At 65.0% G+C, this 17,322-nt stretch carries 12 protein-coding genes; 3 read left to right on the top strand and 9 right to left on the bottom strand.

Annotated elements, in window-relative coordinates; translation table 11 throughout:
• Nucleotides 1-2: 2 nt before the first annotated feature.
• From lpdA (ACGLHS_RS05350) to ACGLHS_RS05325, 6 genes are all read right to left on the bottom strand, one after another.
• Complete coding sequence (gene lpdA, locus ACGLHS_RS05350) at nt 3-1,433, bottom strand: dihydrolipoyl dehydrogenase (protein WP_093237547.1); 1,431 nt, start codon at nt 1,431-1,433, stop codon at nt 3-5.
• A 14-nt stretch (nt 1,434-1,447) separates the two neighbouring features.
• Nucleotides 1,448-2,713: a 2-oxoglutarate dehydrogenase complex dihydrolipoyllysine-residue succinyltransferase gene (odhB, locus tag ACGLHS_RS05345; protein WP_394477529.1), complete on the bottom strand. Its 1,266-nt coding sequence runs from the start codon at nt 2,711-2,713 to the stop codon at nt 1,448-1,450.
• A gap of 54 nt (nt 2,714-2,767) precedes the next feature.
• Nucleotides 2,768-5,644 carry a 2-oxoglutarate dehydrogenase E1 component gene (locus tag ACGLHS_RS05340; RefSeq protein ID WP_093237545.1) on the bottom strand — a complete coding sequence of 959 codons (2,877 nt, stop codon included), beginning with the start codon at nt 5,642-5,644 and terminating at the stop codon, nt 2,768-2,770.
• Nucleotides 5,645-5,823: 179 nt separating this feature from the next.
• Nucleotides 5,824-7,761 (bottom strand): propionate--CoA ligase, encoded by a 1,938-nt coding sequence (locus ACGLHS_RS05335; RefSeq protein ID WP_394478175.1) that lies wholly within the window; start codon nt 7,759-7,761, stop codon nt 5,824-5,826.
• A 114-nt stretch (nt 7,762-7,875) separates the two neighbouring features.
• Entirely contained in the window at nt 7,876-8,481 is a 606-nt protein-coding gene (locus tag ACGLHS_RS05330; protein ID WP_394477527.1) for an isochorismatase family protein, read from the bottom strand.
• Between the two features lie 12 nt (nt 8,482-8,493).
• Complete coding sequence (locus tag ACGLHS_RS05325) at nt 8,494-9,201, bottom strand: TetR/AcrR family transcriptional regulator (protein ID WP_394477524.1); 708 nt, start codon at nt 9,199-9,201, stop codon at nt 8,494-8,496.
• A 123-nt stretch (nt 9,202-9,324) separates the two neighbouring features.
• On the opposite strand from ACGLHS_RS05325, the gene ACGLHS_RS05320 reads away from it, so the two are divergent.
• The 3 genes from ACGLHS_RS05320 (at nt 9,325) to ACGLHS_RS05310 (ending at nt 12,758) form a co-directional block, all read left to right on the top strand.
• Entirely contained in the window at nt 9,325-10,950 is a 1,626-nt protein-coding gene (locus ACGLHS_RS05320) for a 4-hydroxyphenylacetate 3-hydroxylase family protein (protein WP_394477522.1), read from the top strand.
• Nucleotides 10,951-10,968: 18 nt separating this feature from the next.
• A complete protein-coding gene (locus tag ACGLHS_RS05315; protein WP_394477520.1) occupies nt 10,969-11,763 on the top strand; it encodes an alpha/beta hydrolase in 795 nt (264 codons plus the stop codon).
• Between the two features lie 419 nt (nt 11,764-12,182).
• The gene (locus ACGLHS_RS05310) at nt 12,183-12,758 is read left to right on the top strand and encodes a C40 family peptidase (protein WP_093237539.1); all 576 of its coding nucleotides are present in this window, start codon (nt 12,183-12,185) and stop codon (nt 12,756-12,758) included.
• A 412-nt stretch (nt 12,759-13,170) separates the two neighbouring features.
• Here ACGLHS_RS05310 and lpdA (ACGLHS_RS05305) read toward each other — a convergent pair whose 3' ends face one another.
• The 3 genes from lpdA (ACGLHS_RS05305) to aceF are packed head-to-tail and all read right to left on the bottom strand — an operon-like array spanning nt 13,171 to nt 17,248.
• The gene (gene lpdA / locus ACGLHS_RS05305) at nt 13,171-14,991 is read right to left on the bottom strand and encodes a dihydrolipoyl dehydrogenase (protein WP_394477517.1); all 1,821 of its coding nucleotides are present in this window, start codon (nt 14,989-14,991) and stop codon (nt 13,171-13,173) included.
• Nucleotides 14,988-15,581, bottom strand: coding sequence for an MFS transporter (locus ACGLHS_RS05300; RefSeq protein ID WP_093237537.1), 594 nt, complete (start codon nt 15,579-15,581; stop codon nt 14,988-14,990). Before ACGLHS_RS05300 ends, lpdA (ACGLHS_RS05305) begins: the two co-directional genes overlap by 4 nt.
• The gene (gene aceF / locus ACGLHS_RS05295) at nt 15,578-17,248 is read right to left on the bottom strand and encodes a dihydrolipoyllysine-residue acetyltransferase (protein WP_394477515.1); all 1,671 of its coding nucleotides are present in this window, start codon (nt 17,246-17,248) and stop codon (nt 15,578-15,580) included. Before aceF ends, ACGLHS_RS05300 begins: the two co-directional genes overlap by 4 nt.
• Between the last annotated feature and the right edge of the window lie 74 nt (nt 17,249-17,322).

Raw genomic sequence — 17,322 nt, 5'->3', positions numbered from 1 at the left:
AATCAGAAGTTGAGCGTGCGCTTGTCGACCGCCAGGGCCGCTTCCTTCGTGGCTTCCGACAGCGACGGATGGGCGTGGCAAATGCGCGCGATGTCTTCGGCGCTCGCCTTGAACTCCATTGCCACGACGGCTTCGGAGATCAGCTCGCTGGCTTGCGGGCCCACAATGTGCACGCCCAGGATCTCGTCGGTCGCGGCATCGGCCAGGAACTTGACCATGCCGGTCGTGTCGCCCAGCGCGCGTGCGCGGCCGTTCGCCAGGAACGGGAAGGTGCCGGCCTTGTAGGCGCGGCCCGAAGCCTTGAGCTGCTGCTCGGTCTGGCCGACCCATGCGATCTCGGGGTTGGTGTAGATCACCCAAGGCACGGTGTTGAAGTTGACGTGACCGTGCTGGCCCGCAATGCGCTCCGCCACGGCAACGCCCTCTTCCTCGGCCTTGTGCGCCAGCATCGGGCCACGCACCACGTCGCCGATAGCCCACACGTTGGGCAAGTTGGTCTTGCAGTCGTCGTCCACGGCAATCGCGCCACGCTCGTCGAGCTTCAGGCCCACGGCTTCGGCGTTCAGGCCGATGGTGTTGGGCACGCGGCCGATCGAGACGATCAGCTTGTCGACTTCCAGCGTCTGGGCTTCGCCCTTGGCGTCGGTCCAGGCCACGCTCACGCCCTTCTTGGACGACTTGATCTCGCCGACCTTCACGCCGAGTTCGATCTTGAGCTTCTGCTTGTCGAAAGCCTTCTTGGCTTCCTTGGCGATCTGCTCGTCGACCGCGCCGAGGAAAGTCGGCAGCGCTTCGAGCACCGTGACTTCGGCGCCCAGGCGACGCCACACCGAGCCCATTTCGAGGCCGATGACGCCCGAGCCGATCAGGCCCAACTTCTTTGGCACCGCGCCGATGCGCAGTGCGCCGTCGTTCGAGAGGATGTTCTCCTCGTCGAACGGCACGCCCGGCAGCGCGCGGGCGTTGGAGCCCGTGGCAACCACGATGTGCTTGCCGCTGATCGACTCTTCGGCTGCGCCCGCCACCTTGATCTCGTAGCCGGTTTCATCGGTCTTCACGAACGATGCGCGGCCATGGAAGAAGGTGATCTTGTTCTTCTTGAACAGGTACAGGATGCCGTCGTTGTTCTGCTTCACGACCTGGTCCTTGCGGGCCAGCATCTTGTCGAGGTCGAGGCCCAGGCCTTCGACCTTGATGCCGTGGTCGGCGAAGTGGTGGCCGGCCTGGTCGAAGTGCTCCGACGATTGCAGCAGTGCCTTCGAGGGGATGCAGCCGACGTTGGTGCAGGTGCCGCCCGGTGCGGGGCCGCCCTTGCCGTTCTTCCACTCGTCGACACAGGCGACGTTGAAGCCGAGCTGCGCCGCGCGAATGGCTGCGATGTAGCCGCCAGGGCCGCCGCCGATGACGATGACGTCGAATTGTTTGTTTGCCATCTGGTTCTCTCTCCTCAGATATCGAACAGCAGACGCGACGGATCTTCCAGCGCTTCCTTCATGGCAACCAGGCCCAGCACGGCTTCGCGGCCGTCGATGATGCGGTGGTCATAGCTCATGGCGAGGTAGTTCATCGGGCGGATGACGATCTGGCCGTTTTCGACCACGGCGCGATCCTTGGTGGCGTGCACGCCGAGGATGGCCGACTGGGGCGGGTTGATGATCGGGGTCGACAGCATCGAGCCGAAGGTGCCGCCGTTCGAGATCGAGAACGTACCGCCGGTCATGTCTTCGATGCCCAGCTTGCCGTCCTGGGCCTTCTTGCCGAACTCGGCGATCTTCTTCTCGATATCGGCAAAGCTCATCTGGTCGGCATTGCGCAGGATCGGCACCACCAGGCCGCGCGGCGAACCGACGGCGATACCGATGTCGAAGTAGCCGTGGTACAGGATGTCGTTGCCGTCGACCGAGGCGTTGATCACCGGGTACTTCTTCAGTGCGTGCACCGCGGCCTTCACGAAGAAGGACATGAAGCCGAGCTTCACGCCGTGTTCCTTGGTGAAGCTGTCCTGGAAGCGCTTGCGCAGTTCCATGACGGGTGCCATGTTGACTTCGTTGAAGGTCGTCAGGATGGCGTTGGTCGACTGCGATTGCAGCAGGCGCTCGGCGATGCGGGCGCGCAGGCGGCTCATGGGCACGCGCTGTTCCGGACGCTCGCCCAGGTCGGGCGCGCCGGTCGGTGCGCTCACCTGCGGCAGCGCGGGCTTGGCAGCCGGCGCGGGGATGGTGGCAGCCACGGCGGGCTTGGCGCCTGCAGCGACCGCGCCGAGCACGTCACCCTTGGTGACGCGGCCGTCCTTGCCGGTACCGGCCACGTCGCCGGTCTTCAGGTTGTTGTCTGCCAGCAGCTTGGCGGCGGCGGGCATGGCCACGTCCGACTTCGAACCACCAGTGGCGGCGGCAGCTGCTGCGGGGGCAGGCGCTGCTGCAGCCGGCGCAGCCGCGGGAGCAGCTGCCGGTGCGGCGGCCGAAGCCTTGCCTTCGGTGTCGATCTTGGCGATCAGCTGATCGGCCACCACGGTGGCGCCATCGGGCTGCACGATCTCGGCCAGCACGCCAGCCGAAGGCGCGGGCACTTCCAGCACGACCTTGTCGGTCTCGATCTCGATCAGGATTTCATCGACGGCGACGGCTTCGCCGGCCTTCTTCTTCCAGGTGAGCATGGTGGCCTCGGCCACGGATTCGGAAAGTTGGGGAACTTTGACTTCTACGATAGACATTTGGAGTGAGCTCCGTTTTGTTCTTGAGGGTGTTCGTGTGAAAGAGAACGGGTTTTACTTGGTCAGCACGAAGCCCTTGAGCTTGCCAAATGCGCCATCGACGAGCGCCTTCTGCTGTTCCTGGTGCAGGTGCGAGTAGCCCACCGCCGGCGATGCCGAGGCGGCACGGCCGGAGTAGCCGAGCTTCTGGCCTTCCTGCATGTTTTCGTGGATGTAGTGCTGCACGAAGAACCAGGCGCCCTGGTTCTGCGGCTCGTCCTGGCACCAGACCACGTCCACGAGGTTCGGGTACTTCTTGATCTCGGCGGCAAAGGCCTTGTGCGGGAACGGATAGAGCTGTTCGACGCGGATGATCGCCACGTCGTCGTCGCCCTTTTCCTCGCGCTTCTTGGCCAGGTCGTAGTAGACCTTGCCCGAGCAGGCGATCAGGCGCTTGACCTTCTCGGCCTTCAGTGCCTTGCTTTCCGGGATCACGGTCTGGAAGCTGCCCTTGGTGAACTCGGCCAGCGGCGAGGTCGCGTCCTTGTTGCGCAGCAGCGACTTGGGCGTGAGGATGATCAGCGGCTTGCGCAGGTTGCGCACCATCTGGCGACGCAGCACGTGGAAGATCTGGCTGGCCGTGGTCGGCTGCACCACCTGCATGTTGGTGTCGGCGCTCAGCTGCATGAAGCGCTCCAGGCGTGCCGAGCTGTGCTCGGGGCCCTGGCCTTCGTAGCCGTGCGGCAACATCATCGTCAGGCCGTTGATGCGGCCCCACTTGACTTCGCCCGAGGCGATGAACTGGTCGATCACCACTTGCGCGCCGTTCACGAAGTCGCCGAACTGGGCTTCCCAGATCACGAGCGTGTTCGGGTCGTTCGAGGCGTAGCCGTATTCGAACGCGAGCACGGCTTCTTCCGACAGGATCGAGTCGATGACGACGAACGGTGCCTGGTTTTCAGCGACGTTCTGCAGCGGCGTGTAGGTGCCGGTGTCGAACTTCTCGCGGTTCTGGTCGTGCAGCACGGCGTGGCGGTGCGTGAACGTACCGCGGCCCGAGTCTTCGCCCGACAGGCGAACCGGGTAGCCGCTGGCCACCAGCGAGGCGAAGGCCATGTGCTCGCCCATGCCCCAGTCGACGTTGACTTCGCCGCGGCCCATCGCGGCGCGGTCGTCCAGCACCTTCTTGACGAGCGGGTGCACGGTGAAGCCTTGCGGGGCGGTGGTGATCTTTTCGGCCAGGCGCTTCCACTCGGACGACGGAATGGCGGTGTCGCCGGCGTCGGTCCACTTCTTGTTGAGGTACGGGCTCCAGTCGACGGCGTACTTGCTCTTGAAGTTGGTGAGCACGGGGTCGACCGTGTTCTTGCCTTCGTCGAAAGCGGCGCGCTGCGCCTTGACCATGTCGTCGCCGAGCGTGTCGCCCAGGCCTTGCGCAGCCAGCTTGTCGGCGTACAGCTTGCGCGTGCCGGGGTGGGCGGCGATCTTCTTGTACATCAGCGGCTGGGTGAGCGAAGGCGTGTCCTGCTCGTTGTGGCCCAGCTTGCGGAAGCAGATGATGTCGACGACCACGTCCTTCTGGAACTCCATGCGGAAGTCCAGCGCGAGCTGGGTGGCGAGCACCACGGCTTCGGGGTCGTCACCGTTCACGTGCAGCACCGGTGCTTCGATCATCTTGACGATGTCCGAGCAGTACAGCGTCGAGCGGCTGTCGCGCGGGTCGCTGGTGGTGAAGCCGATCTGGTTGTTGATGACGATGTGCACCGTGCCGCCGGTGGAGTAGCCACGGGTTTCGGCCAGCGCCAGCGTTTCCATCACGACGCCCTGGCCTGCGAAGGCGGCGTCGCCGTGCACGATCACGGGCAGCACCTGCTTGCCCAGCGGGTCGCCACGGCGGTCCATGCGGGCACGCACCGAGCCTTCGACCACGGGGTTCACGATTTCAAGGTGCGAGGGGTTGAACGCAAGGCTCAGGTGCACCGGGCCGCCGGGGGTGGTCACGTCCGAGCTGAAGCCCTGGTGGTACTTGACGTCGCCGCTGGGCAGCTCTTCGGGGGCGGTGTGGTCGAACTCGGCGAACAGGTCGGCCGGCATCTTGCCGAGCGAGTTGACCAGCACGTTCAGGCGGCCTCGGTGGGCCATGCCGATCACGATTTCCTGCACGCCCTTGACGCCGGCCTGGTTGATCAGCTCGTCCATCGCGACGATGAAGCTTTCGCCGCCTTCGAGCGAGAAGCGCTTCTGGCCGACGTACTTGGTGTGCAGGAAGCGCTCGAGGCCTTCGGCGGCCGTCAGGCGATTGAGCACGTGCTTCTTCTGCTCGGCGCTGAGCTTCGGATTGGTCCGGGCGCCTTCGAGGCGCAGCTGCCACCAGCGCTTGTGGTTCTGGTCGGTGGTGTACATGTACTCGGCACCCATCGTGCCGCAGTACGTTTCGCGCAGTGCGTTGAGCAGGTCGCGCAAGGACATGGTGTCCTTGCCGAAGAATGTGTTGCTGGTGTTGAACACCGTCTCGAGGTCGGCATCGGTGAAGCCGTAGAACGAGGGCTCGAGTTCCGGAATGGCGGGACGCTCGGCGCGCTTGAGCGGGTCGAGGTCGGCCCAGCGGACGCCGACATTGCGGTAGGCGGCGATCAGCTGCTGGACGGCGGTGCGCTTGCGGCCGAGTTCGGAGTCGGCGCCGCTGGCCTGCACCACCTTGGTCGTGCCCTGCTTTGCGCGTTCGGCGAAAGCGTTGATGACCGGCAGGTGGGGGACGTCACGGGTGTTGCTGCCATCGGCAGCGGGCACGTTCTGCAGGGCGTCGAAATACGAACGCCAGTTGTCAGGCACGCTGCCGGGGTTGGAGAGGTAGTTCTCGTACATCTCTTCGACATAGGGCGCATTGCCGCCGAAGAGGTAGGTGTTGCCTTGGTAGGCGCTGTACGCCGATGGCGTCGATGAATCGCTCATGATTCGCTGACCTTCGCTTCCCTGTGGGAAGCACTAGCTGGTTAAGAAACCTTCCGCGACACGGCTGAACCGGTTGGCGGATGCGACTGTGGCTGGGGAAGGGCCTGAGTACCTTGGCATTGTGCCACGTCAACCATATGACGATTCGAGGAGGCTTCGCAACCCCCTACCCCGCTAACTCAGGCCAAAGAAAGTAACTGTTTGATTTGCTGCAGCGTGGCGGGGTCGTCGATGGTGGTCAGGTCGCCCGGATCGCGCTGCTCGCACACGGCCTGGATGGCGCGCCGCAGCAATTTGCCGCTGCGGGTCTTGGGCAGGCCACTGACGAAGCGCACGCGGGCGGGCCGCGCCAGCGCGCCGAGCTGGTCGGCCACCACTTGCATGATCTCGCCTTCGAGCTTGAGCGCCACGTCGGCGTCGGCCACGGCGCGGCCGTCCTTGGGAACGACGAAGGCCATTGCCACCTGCCCCTTGAGCGCGTCGGCCACGCCAACCACCGCCACCTCGGCCACGTTGGCATGGCCCGAGATGCTCTCTTCGATCTCGCGCGTGCCGAGGCGGTGGCCCGCCACGTTGATCACGTCGTCGGTGCGGCCCAGGATGTAGAAGTAGCCATCCGCGTCGCGAATGCCCCAGTCGAAGGTCGAATAGACCATCTTGCCCGGTACGCTCTTCCAGTAGGTATTGACGAAGCGCGCATCGTCTTTCCACACGGTCTGCATGAAGCCGGGCGGCGTCGGCCCCTCGACCACGACGACGCCCTTTTCATGCGGCGCGGTCAGTTCCTCGCCGGTCGACTCGTGCAGGATCTTGATTCGGTAGCCGTACATCGGCACGCCCGGGCTGCCGAACTTGCTGGCCTTGGCCTCGACGCCGTTGGCGATGGTGATCATCGGCCAGCCCGATTCGGTCTGCCAGTAGTTGTCGATGATCGGCACGCCCAGGCCTTCGCTGATCCAGCGCGCGGTCGGCTCGTCCAGCGGCTCGCCGGCCAGGAACAGCGCGCGCAGGCTCGACAAGTCGTATTTCTTGAGCAGCGCCGGGTCTTGCTTCTTGAGCACGCGCACCGCGGTGGGCGCGCTGAACATCACCGTCACCTTGTACTTTGCGACCAGCCGCCACCAGATGCCGCCGTCGGGCTGCTGGTCGATGCCTTGGGTGGGCAGGCCCTCGTACATGATGGTCGCCATGCCGGCGATCAGCGGGCCGTAGACGATGTAGCTGTGGCCCACGACCCAGCCGATGTCGCTGGTCGAGAAGTAGGTTTCGCCGGGCCTGCCGTCGAAGATGTGCCTCATGCTCGCAGCCAGCGCCACGGCATAGCCGCCCACGTCGCGCTGCACGCCCTTGGGCTTGCCCGTCGTGCCGCTCGTGTAGATCGTGTAGCTGATGTCGGTGGAAGCCAGCCAGGTGCAGGGCACTTCGGCCTTCAGGTGTTTCTGCCGCAGCTCGCTGGCCAGATGGTCCCGGCCCGCGACCAGCTCCATGGGGGCGAGGCCTCGGTCGGTCAGCAGCACTGCCGAGGGCTTGTGCTTCGACAGCCGGATCGCCTCGTCGAGCAGCGGCTTGTACGCAATGACCTTGCCGCCGCGCGAACCCGCGTCCGCGCTCACGACCACCTTCGGCTCGGCATCCTCGATGCGGGTGGCGAGCGATCCGCTGGCGAAACCGCCGAACACCACGCAGTGGATCGCGCCGATGCGCGCGCAGGCCAGCATCGCGAAAGCAGCCTCCGGAATCATCGGCATGTAGATGAGCACGCGGTCGCCCTTGCCCACGCCAAGTTCGATCAGGCTGGCGGCCGTGCGCTGCACCTCGGCGTGCAGTTCCTTGAAGCTGTAGCTTTTCTCGACGCCGGTTTCGGTCGAAACGAAGATCAGCGCCGGCTGGCCGCCCCGATCGGCCAGGTGGCGATCGACCGCGTTGTGGCACAGGTTGGTGGTGCCGCCGACGAACCAGCGCGCAAAGGGCGGCTGGCTGGCGTCGAGGATCTGTTGCGCGGGCGTTCCCCAGTCGATCAGCTTCGCCTGTTCGGCCCAGAAGGCCTCGGGCGCGTCCACGGACTGGCGATAGAACTCTTCGTAGCGGCTCATCTGGACTTGTCTCCTGTTCTGTATGTACTCCGTTCCGGCGGCATCGCCAAAACTGAATTCATAATTATGGAGACCGATCTTGCAGCAGGCTGACAACTGGAACAATCCGGTCGCGCCCTGCTGGCGGTCGCAGGCCGGCTATCGAATCAGCGCCTGGAGGTCGCGAAATGCGGGGTGTTCGGCCGTGCGCAGCCACTCGAAGCCGACCATTTCGGTGGTCACCAGCTCGGCGCCGGCACCGGCAAGCCGGTCGAAAGCGGCGTCGCGGTTGCGCTCGGTGCGCGAGCCGCAGGCATCAGTCACGACCCAGACTTCGAACTCGTCTTCCAGCAGGTCGAGCGCCGTCTGCAGCAGGCAGACATGGGCTTCGCAGCCGGCGATCACGATGGTGTTGCGTTCTTCGGCCGCTGCGGCGGGCTTCTGCAGATGCTTGGGCAGGCTGCGGGCATTGCCTTGCGGCACGGCCTTCGCCGGCGGGCGCAGCCATTCGCCGAGCCCTTCTTCGACGCCGCTGAAGTGCATCTTGGCCAGGGTCTTCTTGCAGAGGGTGCGGATGTCCGGCAGGTTCTCGCCCAGCTTCGACGGGTTCTGCTCGGTGCCCCACACCGGCACGTCGACCCATTGCGCCATCGTTGCGAGACGCACGGCGTTCTTCGCAACAGCCTCGTTCTCGAAGACCGCCGGCATCAGCCGAGCCTGGTAGTCGACCAGCACGAGTTGGGATTGCGAGGCGTCGAGCAGCATGAACCGATTCTTTCAGGTGATGTTTGGATTGGGCTGAACCGTACCACCGAAAAGATCGGCCTGGCCGGCGTCGCCGTCATCGGGCGCATCTTCTTCCATGCCCGGGGACGCGGCGCACCGCAGCACCAGTTGCGCCAGGTAGGCCTTGAAGAGCGCATCGGCCGACTGCCTGAACATGCGGATGCGCCCCGTGTGCTTCATCAGCAGCAGGCCGACACCGTGCGCGAAAAGCGCCGTGTTTTCCTGGAGCGCATGTGCCGCGTCGAGGCCGAGTGCCAGCAATGCGTCTTCGCAGGGGCGCAGGGCGTCATAGAGGCGGTCGTTGAGTTCGTGGTCCAGCTCGCTGGTCAGCCCGCGGGGTCGCATGCCGTGCACCAGATAAAAGCCAAGGTCGAGATCGCGCGGGTTGGCCGCGTAGAAATCGAACCAGGCCTGCGCCCTGGCGGCGAGCGTCTTGTCCGGCCGGCCCTTCGACACCAGGGCCTCCGCAACGGCGGCCTGCAGGCGCAGCAGCGACTCGTCGAGCAACGCGGCGTAGATCGCCTCCTTGCTGTCGAAGTACGAATAGATGGCGCCCGGCGTGTACCCAGCCCTTTTCGCGATCTCCCGAATGCTCGCGCCCTCGATGCCCGCCTCCGCGAACACCGCACGGGCTGCGTCGAGCACCAGCGCACGGCGTGCGTCGGTGAGCGTCTGGCGGCGCTGGAGCTTGGCTTGCATCGGCGGAATATAGCCGCTACCAGGTCAGTCGTTTATTATTTTTTACATTGATTGATAAATTGAACGATGTTCAAATAATTGACAGAGTCGCCAAAAACGAGCGACTTCATTGGAGACCACACGATGAACGCCCCACTTCCGACCTCGACCTTGATGTCTGGCGCCGACTACCGCGAGTCGCTACGCCGCTACCGCCCCACCGTGTTCGTGGACGGCCGCCGCGTCGACAGCGTGGCCGACGAGCCGGCTTTTCAGCCCGGCATCAATGCCATCGCCCTCACATACGACTACGCGCTCAAGAAAGAGTACGAGCCGCTGATGACCGCCATTCAGCACACCAGCGGCAAGCGGGTGAACCGGCTGTCGCACCTCAACACCAGCGCCGGCGACCTGCTCAACAAGCTCGAAGCCGTGCGCCTTGTCTGCCAGGAAACCGGCTGCGCCCAGCGCTACCTGACCCACGACGCGCTCAATGCCATCGCCCAGGTGTCGGCCCGCATCGACGATGCGCATGGCAGCACCGAGCACACCGCCCGCTTCCAGGAGTACCTGCACCGCATCCAGGACGAAGACCTGACGCTCGGCGTCGCCATGACCGACGCCAAGGGCGACCGCAGCCGCCGCCCGCACGAGCAGGCCAACGTCGACAGCTACCTGCACGTGGTGGAGCGCAACGCGCGCGGCATCGTCATTTCGGGCACCAAGGCCATCGTGACCGGGGCGCCCTATGTGCACGAACTGCTGGTCATGCCCTGCCGCAACATGGGCAAGGAAGACGCCGACTTCGCCGTCTGCTGCGCGGTGCCGCTGGATGCGCCGGGTCTCACCATCGTCGCGCGTCCGGCCGGCCGGCCCGGTGAAAAGCTCGAGCATGGCGACGCCCTGTTCAGCCGCAAATACGGCCAGAGCACCGGCGTGTGCGTGTTCGACAGGGTGTTCGTGCCGTGGGAGCGCGTGTTCTACGCCGGCGAGTGGGAGCACTCGGGCCATCTGACCTACAGCTACGCCACGCACCATCGCCACAGTTGCATCGGCGCCCGCGCCGGCTTCGGCGACCTGTTGATCGGCGCCGGCGCGCTGATGTGCGAAGCCAACGGCTTCGACCCGGGCAAGGAAAGCCATCTGCGCGAGCAGATGGTCGAACTCATCACCATCACCGAAAGCTTCTTCGCCTGCGGCGTGGCGGCCAGCGTCTACGGCAAGGCCGATGAACACTGCGAGGTCTTCATGCCCGATCCGGTGTTCAGCAACATCGGCAAGCTGCTGCTGGCCACGAAGATCTACGACATGCACCGCATCGCGCACTACGTGAGCGGCGGCCTGATCGTCACCCTCCCCGGCCCCGACGAAGACCACAACCCCGAGACCGCCGCCCGCCTGTCGGACGTGCTGCGCGCGAATCCGGCCGTTCCCTACGAGCAGCGCATCGAGACCGCCCGCCTCATCGAAGACCTGACAGCCGGCTACCAGGGCGGCTGGTACAGCGTGATCAGCCTGCACGGCGGTGGCTCGCCGGCCGCGATGAAGCAGGAGATCTGGCGCAACTACCCGGTCGGCTCCAAGGTCGAGCTGGTCGAACGCATCCTCGAGCGCGGCATCGCGGCCGATGGCTCGCCCGCCGCGGCGCCGCACGATCCGTCGCGCGCCATCACGAAGAATCGCCAGCCCGGCAAGTGCTGCGACACAGGCTGCACCACGCCCGGCCAGCCCGTGATGGTCGATCTGCCGGTGTCGTCACGACGCACCTGACTCAATAAACTGCGGCGAATGACGTTCTTCTCGAAACGGTTGGCCCTTGTCGCGCTGGGTCTTGGGGCCGCACTGCTTGCCGCAAGCTGCGGTGCCGTGCGCAAGACCACGGTGCCGATGACGACCAACCTGGAGAAGAGCGGCTGCATGCGCGACGCCGACACCCTGCTCGTGATGCTGCCGGGCGCGTATTCGACCCCCGACGAATTCGAGCGCGAAGGCTTCGTCCAAGCCCTGCGCGACAACCGGGTTGCGGCGGACGTGATGCTGGTCGATGCCCATCTCGGTTACTACAACGACAAGACCATCCTCGAGCGCCTGAGCGCAGACGTGATGGCACCGGCGCGCAGCCAGGGCTACCGCAAGATCTGGATCGTCGGCATCTCGGTCGGCGGCTTCGGCGGACTGCTCTATGCGCAGACGCACCCCGGCGAACTCGCGGGGCTGGTGACGCTTGCGCCCTACCTCGGCGAACGCACGTTGAGCACCGACATCGCCAACGCCGGCGGCATCGCGTCGTGGAAGGGTCCGCTGGTCGATCCGGCCGAGGCCGCCCCACGCACGCCGAACGACACCCAGCTATGGCAATGGCTGCGCGGGTACGCGGGCTTCACGCAGACAGGCACTGCCCGGCCGCCGCTCTACCTGGGTTATGGCATCGACGATCGCTTTGCCTTCAGCCACCGGCTGCTCGGCGCGGCGCTTCCCGCCGAGCGCGTCTTCACCACCGAAGGCGGCCATGACTGGCCGGAATGGTTGCGCCTCTGGCGCCGCATGCTCCCGACGCTGCCGCTGCAGAGCTGCCCCGCCTGAAGCGCAGCGAAAAAGCGCGGTTCAGTTCGGCTGCAGACGTGGCAGCTTGTGCTCGGCGATCACCTTGTCACCCTTGATCGGACCACTCCTGCGCCACGGCAGTGACACAAAACCCCAAGCCTGCAGCAGAGGCAAGGCGGTGAACAGAGCGAGAAAACACCAAACCCTGGAAGTTCATGGATTTACCCGGCAGTTCGCCCAATCTTGGCGGCAAATAGCGACCAAACCCAGAAGGACCGACGTTTCACGCACGACTGACAGGCCCGCTCAAGGCCAATCGCTTATGGGCCATAAACGTCCACCGTTACATTTTTTCTTCCGCGGGATTCAGAATCCTCAGGCAAATCAACGACTTACATATGCAATCGCTAATTCAGTTTAAATTGACATAACCGCGCGTCATCAATATCCTACGCGCCATGCGTTTTTTCGTCCTACCCGCGTCCCTCCTGCTTGCCGTCGCTGCCCACGCAGCCCCCCAACAGGACCGATCAGATGACGAGATGGCCCGCGTGCTCGCCGACAAAGGTCTGGTCGGGCAGTTCCAGCAGGTCCGTCAAACCGTCGCAGAACGAACTTCCGATCTGGTGGTGACTGCCATCGGCTTCCTCGGAGTCCCCTATCGCCGTGGCGGCAATTCGGCGGAAGCCGGCTTCGATTGCAGTGGCTTCGTTCGCGCCATGTACAACCAGACGGTCGGCCACATGCTCCCGCGCCGCGCCGAAGAACAAGCCGCCGCGACTGAAAAGATCGATCGCAGCCAGCTCAAGCCCGGCGACCTCGTCTTCTTCAACACGATGCGCCGCGCTTTCAGCCATGTCGGCATCTACGTCGGCGAAGGCAAATTCATCCACTCGCCCCGCTCCGGCGCACAGGTTCGTGTCGAAGACATGAATGGCAGCTACTGGCAACGCCGCTTCGATGGCGCGCGCCGCGTGCTCAGCGGGCCTGCGGACGAGGTCAAGGCGGCGGCTGTCGCCAACACCGGCAACTGAAAAGCCGGCCTCGACTCTTCCCCAAACCCGCCAATGGCGGGTTTTTGCTTTCTGGCTGGTTTGCAGGTGGAGGGACACTCGGCGGGCGATCTGTTTTTGACAGGTGAAGTTTGCCTCACGCATCTAAAGATCAGCTGAAGGCCCGCCACTCGCAGCCGCAAATCCAACGAATCCAATCCGGCAACTGGAATCAGCCCGACCGGGCCACCTTGCGCTTCCAGATCGCGCCGCCCACGATGTAGTGGTGAAAGTCGACCTTCAAGTGCAGCACGAGGACAACCTGGAACAGGGTCCACGTCAGCCGCGCCGCGCTTGATCAACGCCTACTGCGCAGCGCCGAAGAGAATGCAGCAGCCGCTGAGTTCTCCTGGGAGGGGCGGCAAGCCAAATTGCCGCCCGATTCCCTTCGGATCTACTTCTTCGCCGGCGGCAGATCGGTACAGGTACCGTGCGCCACTTCCGCCGCCATGCCGATGCTTTCGCCCAGCGTCGGATGCGGATGGATGGTCTTGCCGATGTCGATCTCGTCCGCACCCATCTCGATGGCCAGCGCGATCTCGCCGATCATGTCGCCCGCATGCGTGCCGACGATGCCGCCGCCGAGGATGCGATGCGTCTCGGCATCGAACAGCAGCTTGGTGAAGCCTTCGTCGCGGCCGTTGGCGATGGCGCGGCCCGAAGCCGTCCACGGGAAGTGGCCCTTCTTGACCTTGATGCCTTCCGCCTTGGCCTGGTCTTCCGTAAGACCCACCCACGCCACTTCAGGGTCGGTGTAGGCCACGCTGGGAATCACGCGGGCATTGAATGCCGCGCTCGACAGTTCCTTGTCGCCCTTCTGCTCGCCGGCGATCACCTCGGCCGCCACGTGCGCCTCGTGCACCGCCTTGTGCGCCAGCATGGGCTGGCCCACGATGTCGCCGATGGCGAAGATGTGCGGCACGTTGGTGCGCATCTGGATGTCGACCGGAATGAAGCCGCGGTCGCTCACCGTCACGCCGGCCTTTTCGGCGCCGATCTTCTTGCCGTTCGGGCTGCGGCCCACGGCCTGCAGCACGAGGTCGTACACCTGCGGTTCCTTCGGTGCGTTCTCGCCTTCGAAGGTGACCTTGATGCCCTCCTTCGTGGCCTCGGCGCCGACCGTCTTGGTCTTCAGCATGATGTTGTCGAAGCGCGGCGCGTTCATCTTCTGCCAGACCTTGACGAGGTCGCGGTCGGCGCCCTGCATCAGGCCGTCGAGCATTTCGACCACGTCGAGGCGCGCGCCGAGCGTCGAATACACCGTGCCCATTTCGAGGCCGATGATGCCGCCGCCCAGGATCAGCATGCGCTTGGGGTCGGTGCCCATCTCAAGCGCGCCGGTCGAATCGACCACGCGCGGGTCCTTCGGCATGAAGGGCAGGCTCACGGCCTGCGAGCCGGCCGCGATGATGGCGTTGCGGAACTTGACGGTCTGCTTCTTGCCCGTGGTGTCCCAGCTCGTGCCCGAGGTCTCTTCGACTTCCAGGTGGTACGGGTCAATGAAGTTGCCGACACCGCGCAGCACCGTTACCTTGCGCATCTTGGCCATGGCCGTGAGGCCGCCGGTGAGCTTGCCCACCACCTTGTTCTTGTGGCCGAGCAGCTTGGCGCGATCGACCGTGGGCGCGGCGAAGCTCACGCCCAAGTCGGCGAAGTGCTTCACCTCGTCCATGACGGAAGCCACGTGCAACAGCGCCTTCGAGGGGATGCAACCCACATTCAGGCAAACGCCGCCGAGCGTCGCATAGCGCTCGATGAGCACGACTTTCAGGCCGAGGTCGGCTGCGCGGAAGGCCGCCGAGTAACCGCCAGGGCCCGCGCCGAGCACGATCACATCGCACTCGACGTCGACCTTGCCACCGTAGGTAGACGCGACGGGCGCAGCGGCCGGAGCCGGTGCAGGGGCCGCTGCCTTGGGCGCCGGAGCCGCCGCGGCAGGTGCTGGCGCAGCGGCTGCGGGAGCAGGCGCCGCGGCGCCATCGACTTCCAGCGTCAACACGACCGAGCCTTCCTTGACCTTGTCGCCCACCTTCACCGCCAGCGACTTCACCACGCCAGCAGACGACGACGGAATCTCCATCGAGGCCTTGTCCGATTCGACCGTGATCAGCGATTGCTCGGCCTTGACCGTATCGCCGACGTTGACCAGCACCTCGATGACCGCGACTTCGTCGAAGTCGCCGATGTCGGGCACCTTGATTTGTTGTTCGCTCATTTGGACACTTTCAGTTTGAGTGTGAGAACGTCGACCGGTGGGGCCGAATTGCGATCGAATTCGCAGGCGGCGGCGATCCCCGCCTCCGCCACGTCGCGCGAGCTGCGCGACTTGATGTCATAGGCCGCGTGCATGGCGCCGAGCGCAAAGCTGCGTCCCGAGCCGATGGCCCAGAACTGCTTGAACTCGAACACCTCGCGGTAGCTGTAGATGCCGTAGATGCCGCTCTGGTTGGCCATCAGCATCGTGAACTGGCTCGACTCGTAGGGCTCGTGCTCGTCTTCCTTGGTCTGCATGAAGAACGAGTCCTTCAGCACCGGATGCAGCATCGTGAAGGTGCGAAAGATCTCGTGCTTGCTGCCGAACAGCAGCTTCTCGCGCTCCTGCGCGGCCAGCGCGTGCTGCAGCACCAGAAAGTGCGCGGCGGCGCCGGCCATGGCAAACAGGCTGGTGCCCGCCGCGTCCTCGACGGTGAAGATCTTCTGGTTCGCTTCGGCGTTGTGCGACAGGCGCGTGTCGCCGAAGGTCACCAGAGAATCGGCTGCCATCGTGACCTGGCCACCCTTTCGGACGGCCACTACGGTGGTCATAGCAGGATTCGACGGTAGTCCGCGAGGACCTGGCCCAGGTAGGCGTTGAAACGCGCTGCCAGGGCGCCATCGATCACGCGGTGGTCATACGACAGCGACAGCGGCAGCGTCAGGCGCGGCACGAACTGCTTGCCATCCCACACCGGCTTCATCTGGCCCTTGGAGAGGCCGAGGATGGCCACTTCGGGGGCGTTGATGATGGGCGTGAAATGCGTGCCACCGATGCCGCCGAGCGAGCTGATCGAGAAGCAGCCACCCTGCATGTCGGCCGAGCCGAGCTTGCCGTCGCGCGCCTTCTTGGCGAGCTCGCCCATTTCGGCGCTGATCTGCAGGATGCCCTTCTTGTCGGCATCTTTCAGCACCGGCACCACGAGCCCATTGGGCGTGTCCGCGGCGAAGCCGATGTTGTAGTACTGCTTGTAGACGAGCTGGTCGCCATCGAGGCTGGCGTTGAAATCCGGGAATTTCTTCAGCGCCGCAACCACCGCCTTGATCACGAAGGCCAGCATCGTGACCTTGATGCCCGACTTCTCGTTTTCCTTGTTGGTGGAGACGCGGAAGGCTTCGAGCTCGGTGATGTCGGCTTCGTCGTTGTTGGTGACGTGCGGAATCATCACCCAGTTGCGGTGCAGGTTCGCGCCGCTGAGCTTCTTGATGCGCGACAGGTCCTTGCGCTCGACCGGGCCGAACTTCGTGAAGTCGACCTTGGGCCACGGAATGAGGCCCAGTGCCGCACCGTCCGCGCTGCCACCGCCCGCCGGCGCCTTGGCCGCCGAGGCCTTGGTGCTGGCCTGGCCGCTCATCACGGCCTTGGTGAAGCTCTGGACGTCTTCCTGCGTGATCCGACCCTTGGGACCGGAACCCTTGACCTCTTCGAGCGGCACGCCGAGTTCGCGCGCAAATTTGCGCACCGAAGGCGAGGCATGCGGCAGGTTACCGGTCGGTGCCACGGTGGGCTCGTGCGGCGCGGCGGCCGCCGGGCTTGTAGCGGGTGCTGGCGAAGCGGCGGGTGCCGGTGCACTGGCGGTTGCGACGGCCGGTGCGGCTGCCGCAGCTTGTGCCGGCGCAGGTGCCGCGGCACCTGCTGCACCTTCGAGCACGGCAATCAGGTCACCGATGTTGACCGTGTCGCCGACCTTGACCTTGAGTTCCTTGAGCACGCCGGCAGCCGACGACGGAATTTCCATCGAGGCCTTGTCCGACTCCACCGTGATCAGCGACTGCTCGGCCGCGATCGTGTCGCCCGGCTTCACCAGCACTTCGATGACGGCCACGTCCTTGAAGTCGCCGATGTCCGGCACCTTGATCTCGACCGGGCCCGAAGCAGCCGGTGCGGCTGCTGGCGCCGCAGCGACAGGTGCGGGCGCTGCCGCCGCGGGTGCGGCAGCCGCCGGGGCCGATGCCGGAGCCGGCGCTGCAGCAGCCGCGCCTTCGGCGTCGAGCACCAGCACCACGGAGCCTTCCTTGACCTTGCCGCCGACCGCGACCTTGATTTCCTTGACCACGCCGGCGGTCGACGACGGAATCTCCATCGACGCCTTGTCCGACTCCACCGTGATGAGCGACTGCTCGGCCTTGACCGTGTCACCCACCTTCACAAGCACCTCGATCACCGCGACTTCATCGAAATCGCCGATGTCCGGCACCTTGACTTCCACTGCTGCCATATCGTTTGTCTCCCGCCGTGAGGCGCCGTTTCGTTCGTTGATTGGTAAGCCCCCAGGGCCGGGCTGCGCCCCGC

This window comes from Variovorax sp. VaC1 (assembly GCF_043658315.1).
Lineage (GTDB): Bacteria > Pseudomonadota > Gammaproteobacteria > Burkholderiales > Burkholderiaceae_C > Variovorax.
This window is presented reverse-complemented; position numbering and strand designations above follow the sequence as displayed.